20 protein-coding genes are annotated in these 15799 nt (G+C 53.8%); 11 read left to right on the top strand and 9 right to left on the bottom strand.

Annotated features, from left to right (window positions below; genetic code table 11):
- Positions 1-29 precede the first annotated feature (29 nt).
- Genes lptB through ACLD4F_RS14605 form a run of 6 tightly spaced genes read right to left on the bottom strand, consistent with a single transcriptional unit; the run spans position 30 to position 4421 of the window.
- Entirely contained in the window at positions 30-755 is a 726-nt protein-coding gene (gene lptB, locus ACLD4F_RS14580) for an LPS export ABC transporter ATP-binding protein (RefSeq protein WP_000224104.1), read from the bottom strand.
- Positions 756-761: 6 nt separating this feature from the next.
- Complete coding sequence (gene lptA / locus ACLD4F_RS14585) at positions 762-1316, bottom strand: lipopolysaccharide ABC transporter substrate-binding protein LptA (protein ID WP_000669770.1); 555 nt, start codon at positions 1314-1316, stop codon at positions 762-764.
- Positions 1285-1860 carry an LPS export ABC transporter periplasmic protein LptC gene (gene lptC / locus ACLD4F_RS14590; RefSeq protein ID WP_000047845.1) on the bottom strand — a complete coding sequence of 192 codons (576 nt, stop codon included), beginning with the start codon at positions 1858-1860 and terminating at the stop codon, positions 1285-1287. Before lptC ends, lptA begins: the two co-directional genes overlap by 32 nt.
- A complete protein-coding gene (gene kdsC, locus ACLD4F_RS14595; protein ID WP_000030029.1) occupies positions 1857-2423 on the bottom strand; it encodes a 3-deoxy-manno-octulosonate-8-phosphatase KdsC in 567 nt (188 codons plus the stop codon). Before kdsC ends, lptC begins: the two co-directional genes overlap by 4 nt.
- A gap of 20 nt (positions 2424-2443) precedes the next feature.
- Positions 2444-3430: an arabinose-5-phosphate isomerase KdsD gene (gene kdsD, locus ACLD4F_RS14600; protein ID WP_000018619.1), complete on the bottom strand. Its 987-nt coding sequence runs from the start codon at positions 3428-3430 to the stop codon at positions 2444-2446.
- 13 nt (positions 3431-3443) lie between these two features.
- Complete coding sequence (locus tag ACLD4F_RS14605; protein WP_000922736.1) at positions 3444-4421, bottom strand: calcium/sodium antiporter; 978 nt, start codon at positions 4419-4421, stop codon at positions 3444-3446.
- Positions 4422-4633: 212 nt separating this feature from the next.
- Here ACLD4F_RS14605 and mlaF point away from each other — a divergent pair, with 212 nt between their 5' ends.
- From mlaF to murA, 7 genes are all read left to right on the top strand, one after another.
- Positions 4634-5446, top strand: a complete 813-nt coding sequence (mlaF, locus tag ACLD4F_RS14610) for a phospholipid ABC transporter ATP-binding protein MlaF (RefSeq protein WP_000531566.1) — start codon at positions 4634-4636, stop codon at positions 5444-5446.
- A gap of 7 nt (positions 5447-5453) precedes the next feature.
- Positions 5454-6236: a lipid asymmetry maintenance ABC transporter permease subunit MlaE gene (gene mlaE / locus ACLD4F_RS14615; RefSeq protein WP_000925786.1), complete on the top strand. Its 783-nt coding sequence runs from the start codon at positions 5454-5456 to the stop codon at positions 6234-6236.
- Positions 6237-6240: 4 nt separating this feature from the next.
- Positions 6241-6792, top strand: coding sequence for an outer membrane lipid asymmetry maintenance protein MlaD (gene mlaD / locus ACLD4F_RS14620; protein ID WP_001193591.1), 552 nt, complete (start codon positions 6241-6243; stop codon positions 6790-6792).
- 18 nt (positions 6793-6810) lie between these two features.
- A complete protein-coding gene (gene mlaC, locus ACLD4F_RS14625) occupies positions 6811-7446 on the top strand; it encodes a phospholipid-binding protein MlaC (protein ID WP_000476475.1) in 636 nt (211 codons plus the stop codon).
- Positions 7446-7742 carry a lipid asymmetry maintenance protein MlaB gene (mlaB, locus tag ACLD4F_RS14630; RefSeq protein ID WP_000188844.1) on the top strand — a complete coding sequence of 99 codons (297 nt, stop codon included), beginning with the start codon at positions 7446-7448 and terminating at the stop codon, positions 7740-7742. Before mlaC ends, mlaB begins: the two co-directional genes overlap by 1 nt.
- Positions 7743-7929: 187 nt before the next feature.
- On the top strand, positions 7930-8184 hold the full coding sequence (gene ibaG, locus ACLD4F_RS14635; RefSeq protein WP_001518349.1) for a BolA family iron metabolism protein IbaG: 255 nt from the start codon (positions 7930-7932) through the stop codon (positions 8182-8184).
- A 53-nt stretch (positions 8185-8237) separates the two neighbouring features.
- Positions 8238-9497: a UDP-N-acetylglucosamine 1-carboxyvinyltransferase gene (murA, locus tag ACLD4F_RS14640; RefSeq protein ID WP_000357288.1), complete on the top strand. Its 1260-nt coding sequence runs from the start codon at positions 8238-8240 to the stop codon at positions 9495-9497.
- A gap of 57 nt (positions 9498-9554) precedes the next feature.
- Here murA and sfsB read toward each other — a convergent pair whose 3' ends face one another.
- Both sfsB and ispB read right to left on the bottom strand, forming a co-directional pair.
- A complete protein-coding gene (sfsB, locus tag ACLD4F_RS14645; protein ID WP_000444168.1) occupies positions 9555-9842 on the bottom strand; it encodes a DNA-binding transcriptional regulator SfsB in 288 nt (95 codons plus the stop codon).
- 232 nt (positions 9843-10074) lie between these two features.
- Positions 10075-11046 (bottom strand): octaprenyl diphosphate synthase, encoded by a 972-nt coding sequence (gene ispB, locus ACLD4F_RS14650; protein WP_001047354.1) that lies wholly within the window; start codon positions 11044-11046, stop codon positions 10075-10077.
- 257 nt (positions 11047-11303) lie between these two features.
- On the opposite strand from ispB, the gene rplU reads away from it, so the two are divergent.
- The 4 genes from rplU (at position 11304) to cgtA (ending at position 14175) form a co-directional block, all read left to right on the top strand.
- The gene (rplU, locus tag ACLD4F_RS14655; RefSeq protein WP_000271398.1) at positions 11304-11615 is read left to right on the top strand and encodes a 50S ribosomal protein L21; all 312 of its coding nucleotides are present in this window, start codon (positions 11304-11306) and stop codon (positions 11613-11615) included.
- Positions 11616-11634: 19 nt separating this feature from the next.
- Entirely contained in the window at positions 11635-11892 is a 258-nt protein-coding gene (gene rpmA, locus ACLD4F_RS14660) for a 50S ribosomal protein L27 (protein WP_000940593.1), read from the top strand.
- Between the two features lie 129 nt (positions 11893-12021).
- The gene (locus tag ACLD4F_RS14665) at positions 12022-12987 is read left to right on the top strand and encodes a DMT family transporter (protein ID WP_079943884.1); all 966 of its coding nucleotides are present in this window, start codon (positions 12022-12024) and stop codon (positions 12985-12987) included.
- Between the two features lie 15 nt (positions 12988-13002).
- Positions 13003-14175 carry an Obg family GTPase CgtA gene (cgtA, locus tag ACLD4F_RS14670; protein ID WP_000673556.1) on the top strand — a complete coding sequence of 391 codons (1173 nt, stop codon included), beginning with the start codon at positions 13003-13005 and terminating at the stop codon, positions 14173-14175.
- A gap of 130 nt (positions 14176-14305) precedes the next feature.
- On the opposite strand, the gene dacB is transcribed toward cgtA, so the two are convergent.
- Positions 14306-15739, bottom strand: coding sequence for a serine-type D-Ala-D-Ala carboxypeptidase (dacB, locus tag ACLD4F_RS14675; RefSeq protein WP_001212675.1), 1434 nt, complete (start codon positions 15737-15739; stop codon positions 14306-14308).
- Positions 15740-15799: the final 60 nt, after the last annotated feature.

Below are 15799 nucleotides of genomic sequence, written 5' to 3' on the forward strand. Positions count from 1 at the left end.
CCGCTAGAGCAGCATAGCCCTCTACCCTATCAGAGTCTGAAGTCTTCCCCAAGATATACACGCTTAACGTGTTCGTCTTGCAGGATTTCTGTCGGCGTACCGTGGGCAATAAGGTGGCCCTGGCTCACGATATAGGCACGTTCACAGACTGCCAGCGTCTCACGGACGTTATGGTCGGTGATCAGCACGCCGAGCCCACTATCGCGCAGATGCTCGATAATGCGTTTTATGTCGATAACGGAAATCGGGTCGACGCCGGCAAAGGGTTCATCCAGCAGGATAAATTTGGGATTAGCGGCCAACGCGCGGGCTATTTCTACACGACGGCGTTCACCACCGGACAGCGCCTGTCCCATACTGTCGCGCAGATGCTCAATATGAAACTCTTCCATCAGCTCGTTGGCGCGGTCTTCTCGCTGTTCTGCGGTCAAATCGTCACGAATTTGCAGTACCGCCATCAGGTTATCAAATACGCTGAGACGGCGGAAAATAGAGGCTTCCTGCGGCAAATAGCCGATACCGCGGCGCGCGCGCGCGTGCAGCGGCAGCAGACTGATATCTTCATCATCGATGATGATATTGCCCGCGTCACGCGGCACGATACCGACGACCATATAAAAGGTGGTGGTTTTACCCGCGCCGTTTGGACCGAGCAGCCCGACAATCTCCCCGGAGTTAACGGTCAGACTGACATCTTCCACTACGCGACGGCCTTTATAGGCCTTCGCCAGATTCTTTGCAGTTAATGTTGCCATAACGAATTAGTTACTCTTCTTTTGCGCCGGAGTCTGGCCTTTGTTTTTGTCTTGCAACTGCGACGGCACCAGAACGGTGGTGACGCGTTTGCCTTTCTCGCTGAAGGCCTGCATTTTCTGCTCTTTCACCAGGTAGGTGATTTTGTCGCCGGTAATGTTGCTGTCAAGCTGCTCCAGATAAGCGTTGCCGGTCAGCACCACAAAATCTTTCGCCAGCTCGTAGTGCATATGGGAAGCGTGGCCTTTCACCGGCTTACCGTTGTCCTGCATCTGGTAGAAGGTGGCCGGATTGCCGTAACCGTCGATCACCTCTTTCCCCTGTTCGCCGCCAGGGCGGGTAACCACGACTTTATCGGCGTTGATCTTAATCGTGCCCTGGGTCATCACCACGTTGCCCGTAAAGGTCACGACGTTGCCTTGCATATCCAGCGACTGTTGATCCGAGTCAATATGAATAGGCTGTTCGGTATCGCCCGTGACGGCGAAAGCCGGAATGCTGGCGGCCAGCAGCGAGCCGGCAAGCATAAGATTAAGGCTGAGTTTGTTTGTTTTGAATTTCATAAGAGGTTCTAACCTTTTCAATCAGCTCGGCGTTCTTGCTGCGTAAGTTACCGCGCATTTTCAGTCCGCTGGAGTTAAATGTTGTGCCGTATAACGTCACCAGATCGTTCGAGGTAACATCCTGCGTCACCAGATTAATCTGCGCGTTATCGGTGGTAATTCTGCGTAATTGAGCGTCAGGCACCAGGGCGTTGACTTCAACATGGCCATACAGATAGAGCATCCGATCGTTAGTCAATTTGGCTTTATCGGCCTTGATCGACCATGTCGGCACTTTATCCTTATCAAAGGTGGTTAATACCGGTTGCGTAAACCATGAGACCGCCTGATCGGAAAAATATTCAACGTGCTGCGCGATCAGACGATAGCTCAACGCGCCTTCCGGACTGTACACGACGGTATCCGTATGCTCGCTTTTATACGTGGGATCGTTGCTGTTGACCATCACGGCAGCAGGATCGTCTTTATCCGCCAGATTGATACCAATCAGTACCAGAATGGCCAGTGACAGTAGAATGATAACCCAACGTCTGGTTTTACTCATATCGATTGCCCTTTGGCCTCATCCAGCTTGCCCTGCGCCAGCAGCAGCAAATCGCACACCTCACGTACCGCGCCGCGCCCGCCGGCAATGTGCGTCACATAGTCAGCGCGGGGGATCAGCAGCGGATGCGCATCCGCAACGGCAACGCTTAACCCCACTTTTTCCATCACTGGCCAGTCAATCAGATCATCGCCAACATAGGCAACATTTTCCGGCGCAATGGCCAGTTTTTCCAGCAGATCGCTAAAGGCGATCAGCTTATTCGACTGTCCCTGATAAAGATGGACAATCCCCAGCGTGGCGCAGCGATCTTCTACAAGTTTAGCCTTTCGTCCGGTAATAATGGCAACCTCGATATTGGAGGTCAAAGCACAGCGAATACCATAGCCGTCACGAACGTTGAAAGCCTTCAGTTCTTCGCCGTTATTGCCCATATAAATCAGGCCGTCAGACAATACGCCATCCACGTCCAGGATGAGCAGGCGGATATTCTCCGCTTTGGTCATGACATGGGTGCTGACGGGGCCATAACAGGTCGCAAGCGACGCACCTGCTTTACTCATCGTTAATTATCCTTGAGTTTCTACACGACGCCTGCACGCAGGAGATCATGCATATGTAACACACCGAGTAACTGGTCGCCATCAGCAACCAGTACGGAGGTGATATGGCGGGACTGCATTAAATTCAGCGCATCGACAGCGAGAATACCGGGACGCACGCGAATGCCCCCTGGCGTCATCACCTCGGCGATCCCCAACTGGCGCATATCGCCGCCCATATCGAACACGCGACGTAAATCGCCGTCGGTGAAGATACCGTCGATCTTCATGGATTCATCGCAAATGACGGTCATACCGAGATTTTTACGCGTAATTTCTAACAGCGCATCACGCAGGGTGGCATGTTTATTAACATGCGGGATCTCATCGCCAGTATGCATAATATCGCTTACGCGCAGCAGTAGCTTACGTCCCAGCGCGCCGCCAGGATGCGACAGAGCGAAATCCTCGGCGGTAAAGCCGCGCGCTTTTAACAACGCCACGGCGAGCGCGTCGCCCATCACCAGCGTTGCGGTGGTACTAGTGGTAGGCGCCAGGCCTAACGGACACGCTTCTTTGGGCACTTTAACACACAGATGCACATCTGCCGCACGCGCCATGCTGCTTTCCGGTCGCCCGGTAATGCAAATTAACGGTACGTGCAGCCGTTTAAGCACCGGTATTAGCGCCGCGATCTCGCTGGATTCGCCGGAGTTGGAGATAGCGATAACCACATCCTGCGGCGTAACCATCCCCAAATCGCCGTGCGCGGCTTCGCCTGGATGTACAAAAAAGGAAGAGGTGCCGGTACTGGCGAACGTGGCGGCCATTTTCCGTCCGATATGACCGGATTTTCCCATCCCCATGACCACCACTTTTCCGGTGCAGTTGAACATTTTTTCACAGGCCAGCGTGAAATGCTGGTTGATATATTGATCAAGCTCCGCCAGGCCTTCACGTTCAATTTCCAGGACCTCTTTGCCTGCCTGCTGAAAGTCAAACCCCGGTTGCAACGCTAAATGCGACATAATCCGTTTCCAGTTATCCAACAAGAAGTGGCGATAGCCAATAGAGCATCGCCAGCCATACGATAAACCCGCCGGTCAGCAGTATACCTGCGCCCCGACCAATCTGACGCGGATGCCGCCAGCAAAGTAAAGCGAAAACCACGCTAACCAGCAACATCACGCTATAATCACGCCCAAATGCCAGCGGGTTGATCTCCCCCGGCGCGATCAGCGCAGGCAGTCCCAGCACGATGGCGAGATTAAAAATATTGGCGCCAATGAGATTACCAACGGCAATATCATTTTCGCCTTTTCGCACGCCGGCAATCGCCGTCGCCAGTTCTGGCAGACTGGTGCCGACGGCGATGACTGTCAGACCGAGCGTTAATTCACTCATGGCGAAATAGTTCGCCAGCACCGTAGCGTTATCGATTACCATGCGCGTCGCCATCGGCATGATGACCAGCGCAATGCCCAGCCATAAGAACGCGACGGGGAGCCCGCCTTCGCGCGGCAGCTCCGCCAGTTGTTCGCGGGTGAGGCTGTCATTCCCCTGGCGTTCGGCCAGACGCGCGATTTTAACAATGAATAACAGCCATAGCACAGCCAGAAGCAGGAGAAAGATACCATCACTGCGGCTTAACTGTCCGTCATGCAGTACGGAACCGGCTACCACGCTAACAAATAACATTAATGGCAATTCGCGACGTAAAACATCGGAATGCACGGTAAATGGACGAACCAGCGCCGCCAGCCCTAAGATCAGCAAAATATTGGTGATGTTAGAACCGAGCGCCGCGCCGACGGCCAAATCGAGCTGACCGTGTAGCGATGCGGCGGCCGACACAATAATTTCCGGCAGCGAGGTGCCAATACTCACGACCGTCATCCCGATGATCAGCGGGGGAATACCGAATGTACGGCATAAAATAGAGGCCGCAAACACCAGACGATCGGCGCCGTAGGCCACCAGAAGCAAACCAATTATGAGTAGCGCCATCGCTAAAAGCATCTAAAGTCCTTTCTTCAGGTATACTCGCCGGTCCCCTGGAAGGGATATCTGGAAGCCGTAACGAAGTCCTAATTTTGACTTTATGCGGCTAAAAAGTAAAACGAATGCCAGCTTTCGCTAACCCTGTCAGTTAATATTCTGTAATTATGTCGAACCCATGGTTAAATTCAGCGCCATGGTTACCTCAACAAGGCAATACGAAGGATGAATCAATGGGTCAGTCTGCGGCCAATTTAGTCGATATGCGCGACGTCAGCTTTTCCCGTGGCGAACGCTGCATTTTCGATAATATTTCCCTGACGGTGCCGCGCGGGAAGATCACGGCGATCATGGGGCCGTCGGGCATCGGTAAAACCACGCTGTTGCGCCTGATTGGCGGACAGATCCCGCCGGATAAGGGCGAGATCTTATTTGATGGCGAGAATGTGCCGGCCATGTCCCGTTCGCGGCTCTACACCGTCCGTAAACGTATGAGTATGCTGTTTCAGTCGGGAGCGCTGTTTACCGACATGAACGTGTTTGACAATGTGGCCTATCCGCTACGGGAGCACACCAATTTACCCGCGCCGCTGCTAAAAAGCGTCGTGATGATGAAACTGGAAGCTGTCGGGCTGCGCGGCGCGGCAAAACTGATGCCTTCCGAGCTCTCCGGTGGGATGGCGCGCCGCGCCGCGTTGGCGCGCGCCATCGCTCTGGAACCGGATCTCATCATGTTCGATGAGCCGTTTGTCGGCCAGGACCCGATTACCATGGGCGTTCTGGTGAAGCTGATTTCAGAATTGAACAGCGCGCTGGGCGTGACCTGCGTGGTGGTCTCGCATGATGTGCCAGAGGTGCTCAGTATTGCGGATCACGCCTGGATCATGGCGGACAAAAAAATCGTCGCTCACGGTAGCGCTCAGGCGTTGCAGGAGAATACGGACCCGCGCGTGCGTCAGTTCCTTGACGGCATTGCCGACGGGCCGGTTCCGTTCCGCTATCCGGCGGGCGACTATCACCTTGATTTACTCGAAACAGGGAGTTAAGCCACTCATGCTGTTAAATGCGCTGGCAGCACTCGGACACAGCGGGATCAAAACCGTCAGGACGTTCGGGCGCGCCGGGTTAATGTTATTCAATGCGATTATCGGTAAGCCGGAGTTTCGCAAACATGCGCCGCTGCTGGTGCGCCAGCTTTATAATGTGGGCGTCTTGTCGATGCTTATCATTATTGTCTCCGGCGTATTCATCGGTATGGTGCTGGGGCTGCAAGGCTATCTGGTTCTGACTACTTACAGCGCGGAGACCAGTCTTGGCATGTTAGTGGCACTTTCGCTGCTGCGCGAGCTGGGGCCGGTGGTCGCGGCGTTGCTGTTTGCCGGGCGGGCCGGGTCGGCGTTGACGGCGGAAATCGGCCTGATGCGGGCGACGGAGCAGCTCTCCAGTATGGAGATGATGGCGGTCGATCCATTGCGCCGGGTGATTTCGCCGCGCTTCTGGGCGGGCGTGATTTCGTTGCCGCTACTGACCATTATCTTTGTGGCGGTCGGTATCTGGGGCGGCTCGCTGGTCGGCGTAAGCTGGAAGGGAATCGACGCCGGGTTCTTCTGGTCCGCGATGCAGAATGCCGTCGACTGGCGTATGGACCTGGTGAACTGTCTGATAAAGAGCGTGGTGTTCGCCATTACGGTAACATGGATTGCGTTATTCAACGGTTATGACGCAATACCGACTTCTGCCGGGATTAGCCGGGCAACGACGCGTACCGTGGTTCACGCATCGTTGGCCGTTCTGGGGCTGGATTTTGTGCTGACCGCACTGATGTTTGGGAATTGAGTTCATGCAAACGAAAAAAAATGAAATTTGGGTAGGCGTTTTTTTGCTGGTAGCGTTGCTGGCGGCGCTGTTTGTTTGCCTGAAGGCGGCAAATGTGACCTCTATGCGCACGGAGCCGACCTATAAGGTTTATGCGACCTTCGATAACATCGGCGGTCTGAAAGTGCGTTCCCCGGTACGCATCGGCGGGGTGGTTGTCGGGCGGGTTGAAGATATCTCGCTTGATCCGAAAACATACCTGCCGCGCGTAACGCTCGACATCGAAGAGCGTTATAACCATATTCCCGATACCAGCTCGTTGAGTATTCGTACTTCCGGGCTGCTGGGGGAGCAATATCTGGCATTAAACGTCGGTTTTGAAGATCCTGAGCTGGGAACGTCTATCCTCAAAGATGGGAGTACGATTCAGGACACCAAGTCTGCAATGGTGCTGGAAGATATGATTGGCCAGTTCCTTTATAACAGCAAAGGCGACGACAATAAGAATTCTGGCGATGCGCCAGCCGCAACGGAAGGCCATACTGAAGCCACAACGCCCGCGGGCGAAACGAAATAATCTCAGGAGAATTGAGGCATGTTTAAACGACTGATGATGGTGGCCCTGCTGGTCATTGCGCCATTAAGCGCAGCAACGGCAGCGGATCAGAGCAATCCTTATAAACTGATGAACGAGGCGGCGCAGAAAACTTTTGATCGCCTGAAAAACGAACAGCCGAAAATTCGTGCCAACCCGGATTACCTGCGCGACGTTGTTGATCAGGAACTTCTGCCGTACGTGCAGGTAAAATATGCCGGCGCGCTGGTGTTGGGCCGCTACTACAAAGAGGCGACCCCGGCGCAGCGTGAAGCCTATTTTGCAGCGTTTCGCGAATACCTGAAACAGGCCTACGGTCAGGCGCTGGCGATGTACCACGGTCAGACTTACCAGATAGCGCCTGAGCAACCGCTGGGCGATGCGACCATTGTGCCTATCCGTGTAACGATTATCGATCCCAACGGTCGTCCGCCGGTACGCCTGGATTTCCAGTGGCGCAAAAACACTCAGACCGGCAACTGGCAGGCGTATGACATGATTGCGGAAGGTGTCAGCATGATCACCACCAAGCAAAATGAGTGGAGCGATCTGCTGCGTACTAAAGGCATCGACGGCCTGACCGCACAACTGAAATCTATCTCTCAACAGAAAATTACTTTGGACGAGAAACAGTAATGACGCCGCAACTCACCTGGACGCGTGAGGCGGACACTCTGGTGCTGGCGGGAGAGCTGGATCAGGACGTGTTGGCGCCGCTATGGGACGCGCGCGTAGAAGCGATGACTGGCGTTACCCGTATCGACCTGAGCCAGATCTCCAGGGTGGATACGGGGGGACTGGCGCTGCTGGCGCACCTTGTGAACCAGGCAAAAAAGCAGGGCAATGCCGTGTCGCTGTCTGGCGTTAACGACAAGGTTTACGCGCTGGCGCAATTATATAACTTGCCCGAAGACGTACTTCCCCGTATGTAATGAATGCCGGATGGTTTATCCGGCCTACACTTCGCATGATCCCCGTAGGCCGGATAAGTTGCGTTAGCAGCACCATCCGGCACTTTTACCGCGCTGATTTATCAGCGTAATCTTTTGCTTATTTAAGACGGCGCGACTTTGCTCTAAGATGTTGGGCTGTTTTCACTATTTGACGAATAAAGAACCCATGGAAAATCATGAAATTCAGAGTGTGCTGATGAATGCCCTCTCCCTCCAGGAAGTCCACGTCTCCGGCGATGGCAGTCACTTTCAGGTTATTGCCGTGGGCGAGATGTTTGACGGCATGAGCCGGGTCAAGAAACAGCAAACGGTCTATGGGCCGCTAATGGAGTACATTGCGGACAACCGTATCCATGCCGTATCGATCAAAGCATATACCCCGGCGGAATGGGCGCGCGATCGTAAACTTAACGGATTTTAAGCTACGGGTAACCTGCCGGTAGCGGAGATGAATGCTTAACTGAGAATACAATAATGGATAAATTTCGTGTACAGGGGCCAACGACGCTCCAGGGCGAAGTCACAATTTCCGGCGCCAAAAACGCCGCGCTGCCGATCCTGTTCGCCGCTCTGCTGGCAGAAGAACCGGTAGAGATCCAAAACGTTCCAAAACTGAAAGACGTGGATACGTCGATGAAGCTCCTGAGCCAATTAGGTGCGAAAGTGGAACGCAATGGATCGGTACACATTGACGCCAGCCAGGTGAACGTGTTCTGCGCGCCTTATGATCTGGTTAAGACCATGCGCGCCTCGATATGGGCGCTGGGGCCGCTGGTTGCCCGTTTTGGTCAGGGACAAGTCTCTCTGCCGGGGGGCTGTACTATCGGCGCGCGTCCGGTTGATCTGCATATTACCGGTCTGGAACAACTGGGTGCGACCATCAAGCTGGAAGAGGGCTACGTAAAGGCCTCCGTCGAAGGACGTCTTAAAGGGGCGCATATCGTGATGGATAAGGTCAGCGTCGGCGCGACCGTCACCATTATGTGCGCCGCTACGCTGGCGGAAGGGACGACCATCATTGAAAACGCCGCGCGCGAGCCGGAAATTGTCGACACCGCTAACTTCTTGGTTACTCTGGGGGCGAAGATCGCCGGGCAGGGCACCGATCGTATTACGATCGAGGGCGTAGAGCGTCTGGGCGGCGGCGTTTATCGTGTGCTGCCGGATCGTATCGAAACGGGGACTTTCCTGGTGGCGGCAGCGATCTCTCGCGGCAAAATCCTCTGCCGTAACGCGCAACCGGACACTCTGGACGCGGTACTGGCGAAACTGCGCGATGCTGGCGCGGATATCGAAGTGGGCGAGGACTGGATTAGTCTGGACATGCACGGCAAACGACCGAAGGCGGTCAATGTCCGTACCGCGCCGCACCCGGCATTCCCGACCGATATGCAGGCGCAGTTCACGTTGCTGAACCTGGTGGCGGAAGGGACGGGCTTTATCACTGAAACCGTCTTTGAAAACCGTTTTATGCACGTGCCTGAACTCAGTCGCATGGGCGCGCGTGCGGAAATTGAAAGCAATACCGTCATATGCCATGGCGTAGAAACGCTCTCTGGCGCCCAGGTCATGGCGACAGATCTGCGGGCATCTGCGAGCCTGGTGCTGGCGGGCTGTATTGCGGAAGGCACGACGATTGTGGATCGCATTTATCACATCGATCGCGGTTATGAGCGCATCGAAGACAAACTGCGCGCGCTAGGCGCGAATATTGAACGCGTGAAAGGCGAATAACCTTCTGTACGCTGAATAACCCCCGCGAACGCGATGCGGGGGTTGTTTTACAGGCTCTTACTCTACATTCTGTTTGTTTTTATTACGCGCTCTCATAAGCCGCGTTCTGTCGATAAACTCATGCGTGCGCGGATCGTGATAACGCGATGGCCAAATAACCCAGGGTTCCGTTCCCAATGCTTTCGCGATAATCAACTCTCCTTTCGGCCACGGGCGCGTTAATGCATTGGCCAGCGTGGATGAACTCAATCCATTCCGACGTGACTCAGCGGCCATTGACGTCCCTTTTTTACGTAGTCCGGCAATGATATCGGCCGGATGCCAGTCAATAAGCTTGCTTTCCATACATCCATCACTCCTTAGGTTAATCACTTACGGTTTTAACAACCCGACGACGTTCGATACTATAACGCTTCGTGAAAGAATGTTCTAAAAAGTTCATGTAAGTGGCGGCAATATTCAGAATATGCCAGGGGAAGCTCTATATGGCTATATGAAAAGACAGGGAACAAAGTATCTGGAGTTTATTGGAACTTAATGGGATATCCCGCGCAGTACGCGGGATAAGAGAACGGCATTAACGATCGCGCTGCACCGCGATGTGTGCGAGACCGATTAGCGCCTCACGCCATGGAGTATCCGGCAATATCTGCAACGCGGATATCGCTTTGTCGGCTTCTTCTTCCGCTCGCTGACGCGTCCATTCCAGCGAGCCGCAGGTGGTCATCGCTTCCAAAACCGGTTCCAGAAGATGACGACCATTACCTTGTTCAATAGCGGTACGGATCATCGCTGACTGTTCTGGCGTACCGTGGCGCATGGCGTGAAGCAACGGTAAGGTAGGTTTGCCCTCATTGAGGTCATCACCCACATTTTTACCGAGATGCTCGCCGTCGGCGCTGTAATCCAGCAGATCGTCAATGAGCTGGAAAGCCGTACCAAGGTAGCGGCCATAGTCCTGCAACCCTTTCTCTTGCTCAGGCGTACAACCGGCAAGAATACCGGAGCACTGGGCGGCGGCTTCGAACAGACGGGCCGTTTTACTGTAAATCACCCGCATGTAATTTTCTTCGGTAATGTCCGGGTCATTCACGTTCATCAATTGCAGCACTTCGCCTTCTGCAATCACGTTGACTGCTTCCGACATCACTTCCAGCACTTTTAACGAGCCGAGGCTGGTCATCATCTGGAAGGCGCGGGTATAGATAAAGTCGCCGACCAACACGCTGGCGGCATTACCGAAAGCGGCATTTGCCGTCGCTTTGCCGCGACGCATATCGGATTCATCCACCACATCATCATGTAGCAGCGTCGCCGTGTGGATAAACTCGATCAGAGCGGCGATAGTCACGTGCGCGTTACCCTGATAACCCACCGCGCGTGCGGCAAGAACGGCAATCATCGGACGAATGCGTTTTCCGCCGCCGCTAATAATGTAATATCCTAGCTGATTAATCAGTTGAACGTCGGAATTAAGCTGTTCAAGGATTGTCGCATTGACACCCGCCATATCTTGCGCGGTTAACTCGTTGATTTTTTCTAAATTCATCGCAAAAGCCGGGCTTATCGCCCCGATTATCCCATGTCTGAATGAGGTAACGTAGGGTTTATGGTTAGAAATATACCCTGATTGTACTGAAAAAACGCCGCAGATAAACGTTACCGTATGCGTTGTGTTTTTTTTCTTCATGTATTGATGGTAGCACTTGTCAAAGCCGTGCAATTTGCGTAATATTCGCGCCCTATTGTGAATATTTATAGCGCGCTCTGAATCATTGAAAGGTGTGCGCGGAAGCGGAGTTTTTTATGTACGCGGTTTTCCAAAGTGGTGGTAAACAACACCGAGTAAGCGAAGGTCAGACCGTTCGCCTGGAAAAGCTGGACATCGCAACTGGCGAAACTATCGAGTTCGCTGAAGTTCTGATGGTCGCAAACGGTGAAGAAGTCAAAATCGGCGTTCCTTTCGTTGATGGCGGCGTAATCAAAGCTGAAGTTGTTGCCCACGGTCGTGGCGAGAAAGTTAAAATCGTTAAGTTTCGTCGCCGTAAACACTACCGTAAGCAGCAGGGCCATCGTCAGTGGTTCACTGATGTGAAAATTACCGGCATCAGCGCTTAAGATTAGGGGAGCAGATTAAATGGCACATAAAAAGGCTGGCGGCTCGACTCGTAACGGTCGCGATTCTGAAGCTAAACGTCTGGGCGTAAAACGCTTTGGCGGTGAAGCAGTTCTGGCAGGCAGCATCATCGTTCGTCAACGTGGTACTAAATTCCACGCTGGCACCAACGTTGGTTGCGGTCGTGACCACACTCTGTTTGCTAAAGCAGACGGTAAAGTGAAATTCGAAGTTAAAGGCCCGAAAAACCGTAAATACATCAGCATCGTTGCTGAGTAAGTTTTTTGTGGTCCGGTAACGGATGAAAGCCCCGCACCTGTTGCGGGGCTTTTTACATTCGATGGCCGACTAAAATATACCCGTGTGGCTGTGCGAATGCCGTTAACGGGTCTTTGCAGGGAACACGGCATGAAGCAGCAGGCAGGCATTGGCATTCTTTTAGCGCTCACTACCGCGATGTGCTGGGGAGCGTTGCCAATAGCAATGAAGCAAGTGCTGGAGGTGATGGAGCCTTCAACCATTGTCTTCTACCGCTTCTTAATGGCCAGTATTGGCCTCGGGGCGATACTGGCAGTAAAAAGAAAGCTGCCGCCGCTGCGTATTTTTCGTAAGCCGCGCTGGTTGGTGTTATTAGCGATAGCGACCTGCGGACTGTTCGGTAATTTCATTTTGTTCAGTTCTTCCCTGCAATATTTAAGCCCAACCGCGTCGCAGGTTATCGGCCAGCTCTCGCCGGTTGGCATGATGGTCGCCAGCGTCTTTATTCTGAAAGAAAAGATGCGCGGTACGCAGGTGATTGGCGCGCTGATGTTATTGAGCGGGCTGGTGATGTTTTTTAACACCAGTCTGATCGAGATTTTTACCCGACTGACCGACTACACCTGGGGCGTTATTTTTGGCGTAGGTGCGGCGATGGTGTGGGTGAGCTATGGCGTGGCGCAAAAAGTATTATTGCGACGTCTGGCCTCGCAGCAGATCCTGTTTTTACTGTACACTTTATGTACGATAGCGCTCTTGCCGCTGGCAAAACCGATGGTGATAGCGCAACTGAGCGACTGGCAGCTCGCCTGTTTGATTTTCTGCGCGTTAAATACGCTGGTAGGATATGGCGCCCTGGCGGAAGCGATGGCGCGTTGGCAGGCGGCGCAGGTGAGCGCGATAATCACGCTTACACCGCTATTTACCCTGCTGTTTTCAGATCTTTTATCTATGGCCTGGCCCGATTTCTTCGCCAGACCGATGTTAAACCTTTTAGGTTATCTCGGTGCGTTTGTCGTGGTTGCGGGCGCGATGTATTCCGCCATTGGTCATCGTATTTGGGGCGGTTTACGCAAGCATGAAACGGTGGTTTCGCAACCCCGCTCAGGCGAATGATTTACGGAGAATAAAATGAAGTTTGTTGATGAAGCATCGATTCTGGTCGTTGCAGGCGATGGCGGTAATGGCTGTGTGAGCTTCCGCCGCGAAAAATATATCCCGAAAGGCGGCCCGGACGGCGGTGATGGCGGCGACGGCGGCGACGTCTGGATGGAAGCCGATGAAAACCTGAATACGCTGATCGATTACCGCTTTGAAAAATCGTTCCGCGCTGAACGTGGTCAGAATGGCGCGAGCCGCGACTGTACCGGTAAACGCGGTAAAGACGTGACCATTAAAGTGCCGGTCGGTACGCGCGTTATCGACCAGGGAACCGGTGAAACGATGGGCGACATGACCAAACACGGTCAGCGTCTGTTGGTCGCGAAGGGCGGCTGGCATGGGTTAGGCAATACCCGTTTTAAATCCTCGGTTAACCGTACGCCGCGCCAGAAAACCAATGGTACGCCGGGCGATAAGCGCGACCTGCTGCTGGAACTGATGCTGCTGGCGGATGTCGGGATGCTGGGGATGCCAAACGCCGGTAAATCAACGTTCATTCGCGCGGTATCGGCAGCAAAACCGAAAGTCGCGGACTATCCGTTTACCACGCTGGTGCCGAGCCTGGGCGTGGTACGTATGGACAGCGAAAAGAGTTTTGTGGTGGCCGACATTCCGGGGTTGATCGAAGGCGCGGCGGAAGGCGCGGGCCTGGGGATTCGCTTCCTGAAGCACCTCGAACGTTGCCGCGTACTGCTGCACCTCATTGATATCGATCCGATCGACGGTTCCGATCCGGTGGAAAACGCCCGTATCATTATTGGCGAACTGGAAAAATACAGCCAGGATCTGGCGGCTAAACCGCGCTGGTTAGTGTTCAACAAGATCGATCTGATGGATAAAACCGAAGCGGAAGAGAAAGCGAAAGCGATCGCCGAAGCGTTGGGCTGGGAAGGGAAATACTATCTGATTTCCGCTGCCAGTCAGCTAGGGGTGAAAGATCTCTGCTGGGATGTGATGACCTTTATCATCGAGAATCCGATCGCGCAGGCTGAAGAAGCAAAACAGCCGGAAAAAGTCGAGTTCATGTGGGACGATTATCATCGCCAGCAGTTGGCTGAAGTGGAAGAAGACGCAGACGATGACTGGGATGACGACTGGGATGAAGACGACGAAGAAGGCGTCGAGTTCATCTACAAACGTTAATCTCGTAGCCGGATGGCGCTTACGCTTATCCGGCCTATAAAAGCCAACGGGCCGCATTTGCGGCCCGTTTTATTATGTTCGTTGTAGGCCGGATAAGACGCGTTAGCGCCGCCATCCGGCAATAATGCACTCAGTTATTCTGATAAATATCCTTGTACAATCGACTCTCGAAGCGTACCAGCGGAATACGTCGATTACGCTGATCGGCAGGTGGAACCGCGTAGCCGGACAAATACTGTACAAATGCCATCCGTTGCCCGCTTGCGGTGGTAATAAAGCCCGCCAGATTATACACGCCCTGCAGTGACCCGGTTTTCGCTGAAACCTTACCGTCTACGCCCGCCTGATGCAGCCCGGCGCGGTATTGTAATGAACCATCATAGCCCGCCAGCGGCAGCATAGAGATAAAGTTAAGCTCGTTATCGTGTTGGGCGATATATTGCAGCACCTGCATCATCGTGGCGGGAGCGATCAGATTATGGCGAGAAAGACCGGAACCGTCGGCAATAATGGTATTGCCGATATCAATTCCCGCCTGTTGGCGTAGGATCTGGCGAACGGCATCCGATCCCGCCCGCCAGGTGCCAGGCACGTTAAACCTGACATGACCAATCATCCGAAAAACAGTATCGGCGATCATGTTGTCTGACTTTTTCAGCATAATCTTAAGCAGATCGTGCAGTGGCGCCGACTGTTTACTGGCGACGATCGTTCCGGGCTCGTTAACCTGCGTCTGGCGCAGCAGCGTGCCGCGGTAAGTTATCCCGGCCTCTTTCAGTTCCTGCTTGAGGATCGCGCCCGCGTAGCTGGCGCCGTCCTGAATAGCAAAGGCCAGCGGCAGCGGGTCGGCGCGCTGTGGTAAACAGCCGGTAAGCGTATAACGGTTCAAATCGCCAGGCACAACATCCAGCTCGCAATACTGCGCGTCTGCCGAACCGCGCGGCAGAGTCCGTACCTGGCTGAACATCGTTACCGGATAATAAGAGGCCACGCGAATAAAGGCTAAATCGTTTGGTTTTTGCGCGCTATAAAGCGACACAGAAAAACAGTTGCGGTCAACAATGGCGGCGGCGGGAGGCGCGCTGAAACACTGCGTCAGGTCGTTCCACGGCCAGCCTGGCGCTTTATCGTGGCTGGCGAAAATCGACGTGTCGATAAGCACATTGCCGTCGATTTGCGTGACGCCTGACTTTTTCAGCGTCGCGACCATATTGCGAATATCCTGACGTCTTAGCGTTGGATCGCCACCGAAGCGCGCAATTAAGTCACCTTTCAGGATGCCGTTATCGACGTTGCCTTTAGTCTCCAGCGTGGTCGTAAAACGGAAATCCGGGCCGAGTTGAATCAGCGCCGCCAGCGCGGTAATCACCTTTTGGGTACTGGCGGGAAGCGCCATCTGCTGACTATGATAATCAATAGCCGGCGCGGGCGCGCCAATCTTTTGCACCATCAGCGCGAGGTTGGCGCCGGCCGGAAGCTGTTTGATGTATTCGTCAATATTCGCGGCCTGAACGCTGAACGCTATACTGGTGGTCAATCCGATGATAAATCTGGAAAATCGCATAATCTCGCGCTAACACCCTGGAAACAAGCCGTCATACTACGGCGCAACGCCCTAAAAAGT

It is taken from the genome of Salmonella sp. 741265050_HSA, assembly GCF_046569445.1.
Classification (GTDB): Bacteria; Pseudomonadota; Gammaproteobacteria; order Enterobacterales; family Enterobacteriaceae; genus Salmonella; species Salmonella enterica.

Coding starts and splice junctions, on each gene's coding strand:
- kdsD (WP_000018619.1), bottom strand. CDS start 3,430: ATGTCGCATTTAGCGTTGCAACCGGGGTTTGACTTTCAGCAGGCAGGC.
- lptB (WP_000224104.1), bottom strand. CDS start 755: ATGGCAACATTAACTGCAAAGAATCTGGCGAAGGCCTATAAAGGCCGT.
- sfsB (WP_000444168.1), bottom strand. CDS start 9,842: ATGGAAAGCAAGCTTATTGACTGGCATCCGGCCGATATCATTGCCGGA.
- ibaG (WP_001518349.1), top strand. CDS start 7,930: ATGGAAAATCATGAAATTCAGAGTGTGCTGATGAATGCCCTCTCCCTC.
- mlaE (WP_000925786.1), top strand. CDS start 5,454: ATGCTGTTAAATGCGCTGGCAGCACTCGGACACAGCGGGATCAAAACC.
- lptA (WP_000669770.1), bottom strand. CDS start 1,316: ATGAAATTCAAAACAAACAAACTCAGCCTTAATCTTATGCTTGCCGGC.
- mlaC (WP_000476475.1), top strand. CDS start 6,811: ATGTTTAAACGACTGATGATGGTGGCCCTGCTGGTCATTGCGCCATTA.
- ACLD4F_RS14665 (WP_079943884.1), top strand. CDS start 12,022: ATGAAGCAGCAGGCAGGCATTGGCATTCTTTTAGCGCTCACTACCGCG.
- cgtA (WP_000673556.1), top strand. CDS start 13,003: ATGAAGTTTGTTGATGAAGCATCGATTCTGGTCGTTGCAGGCGATGGC.
- rplU (WP_000271398.1), top strand. CDS start 11,304: ATGTACGCGGTTTTCCAAAGTGGTGGTAAACAACACCGAGTAAGCGAA.
- mlaB (WP_000188844.1), top strand. CDS start 7,446: ATGACGCCGCAACTCACCTGGACGCGTGAGGCGGACACTCTGGTGCTG.
- murA (WP_000357288.1), top strand. CDS start 8,238: ATGGATAAATTTCGTGTACAGGGGCCAACGACGCTCCAGGGCGAAGTC.
- rpmA (WP_000940593.1), top strand. CDS start 11,635: ATGGCACATAAAAAGGCTGGCGGCTCGACTCGTAACGGTCGCGATTCT.
- mlaD (WP_001193591.1), top strand. CDS start 6,241: ATGCAAACGAAAAAAAATGAAATTTGGGTAGGCGTTTTTTTGCTGGTA.
- dacB (WP_001212675.1), bottom strand. CDS start 15,739: ATGCGATTTTCCAGATTTATCATCGGATTGACCACCAGTATAGCGTTC.
- ACLD4F_RS14605 (WP_000922736.1), bottom strand. CDS start 4,421: ATGCTTTTAGCGATGGCGCTACTCATAATTGGTTTGCTTCTGGTGGCC.
- ispB (WP_001047354.1), bottom strand. CDS start 11,046: ATGAATTTAGAAAAAATCAACGAGTTAACCGCGCAAGATATGGCGGGT.
- lptC (WP_000047845.1), bottom strand. CDS start 1,860: ATGAGTAAAACCAGACGTTGGGTTATCATTCTACTGTCACTGGCCATT.
- mlaF (WP_000531566.1), top strand. CDS start 4,634: ATGGGTCAGTCTGCGGCCAATTTAGTCGATATGCGCGACGTCAGCTTT.
- kdsC (WP_000030029.1), bottom strand. CDS start 2,423: ATGAGTAAAGCAGGTGCGTCGCTTGCGACCTGTTATGGCCCCGTCAGC.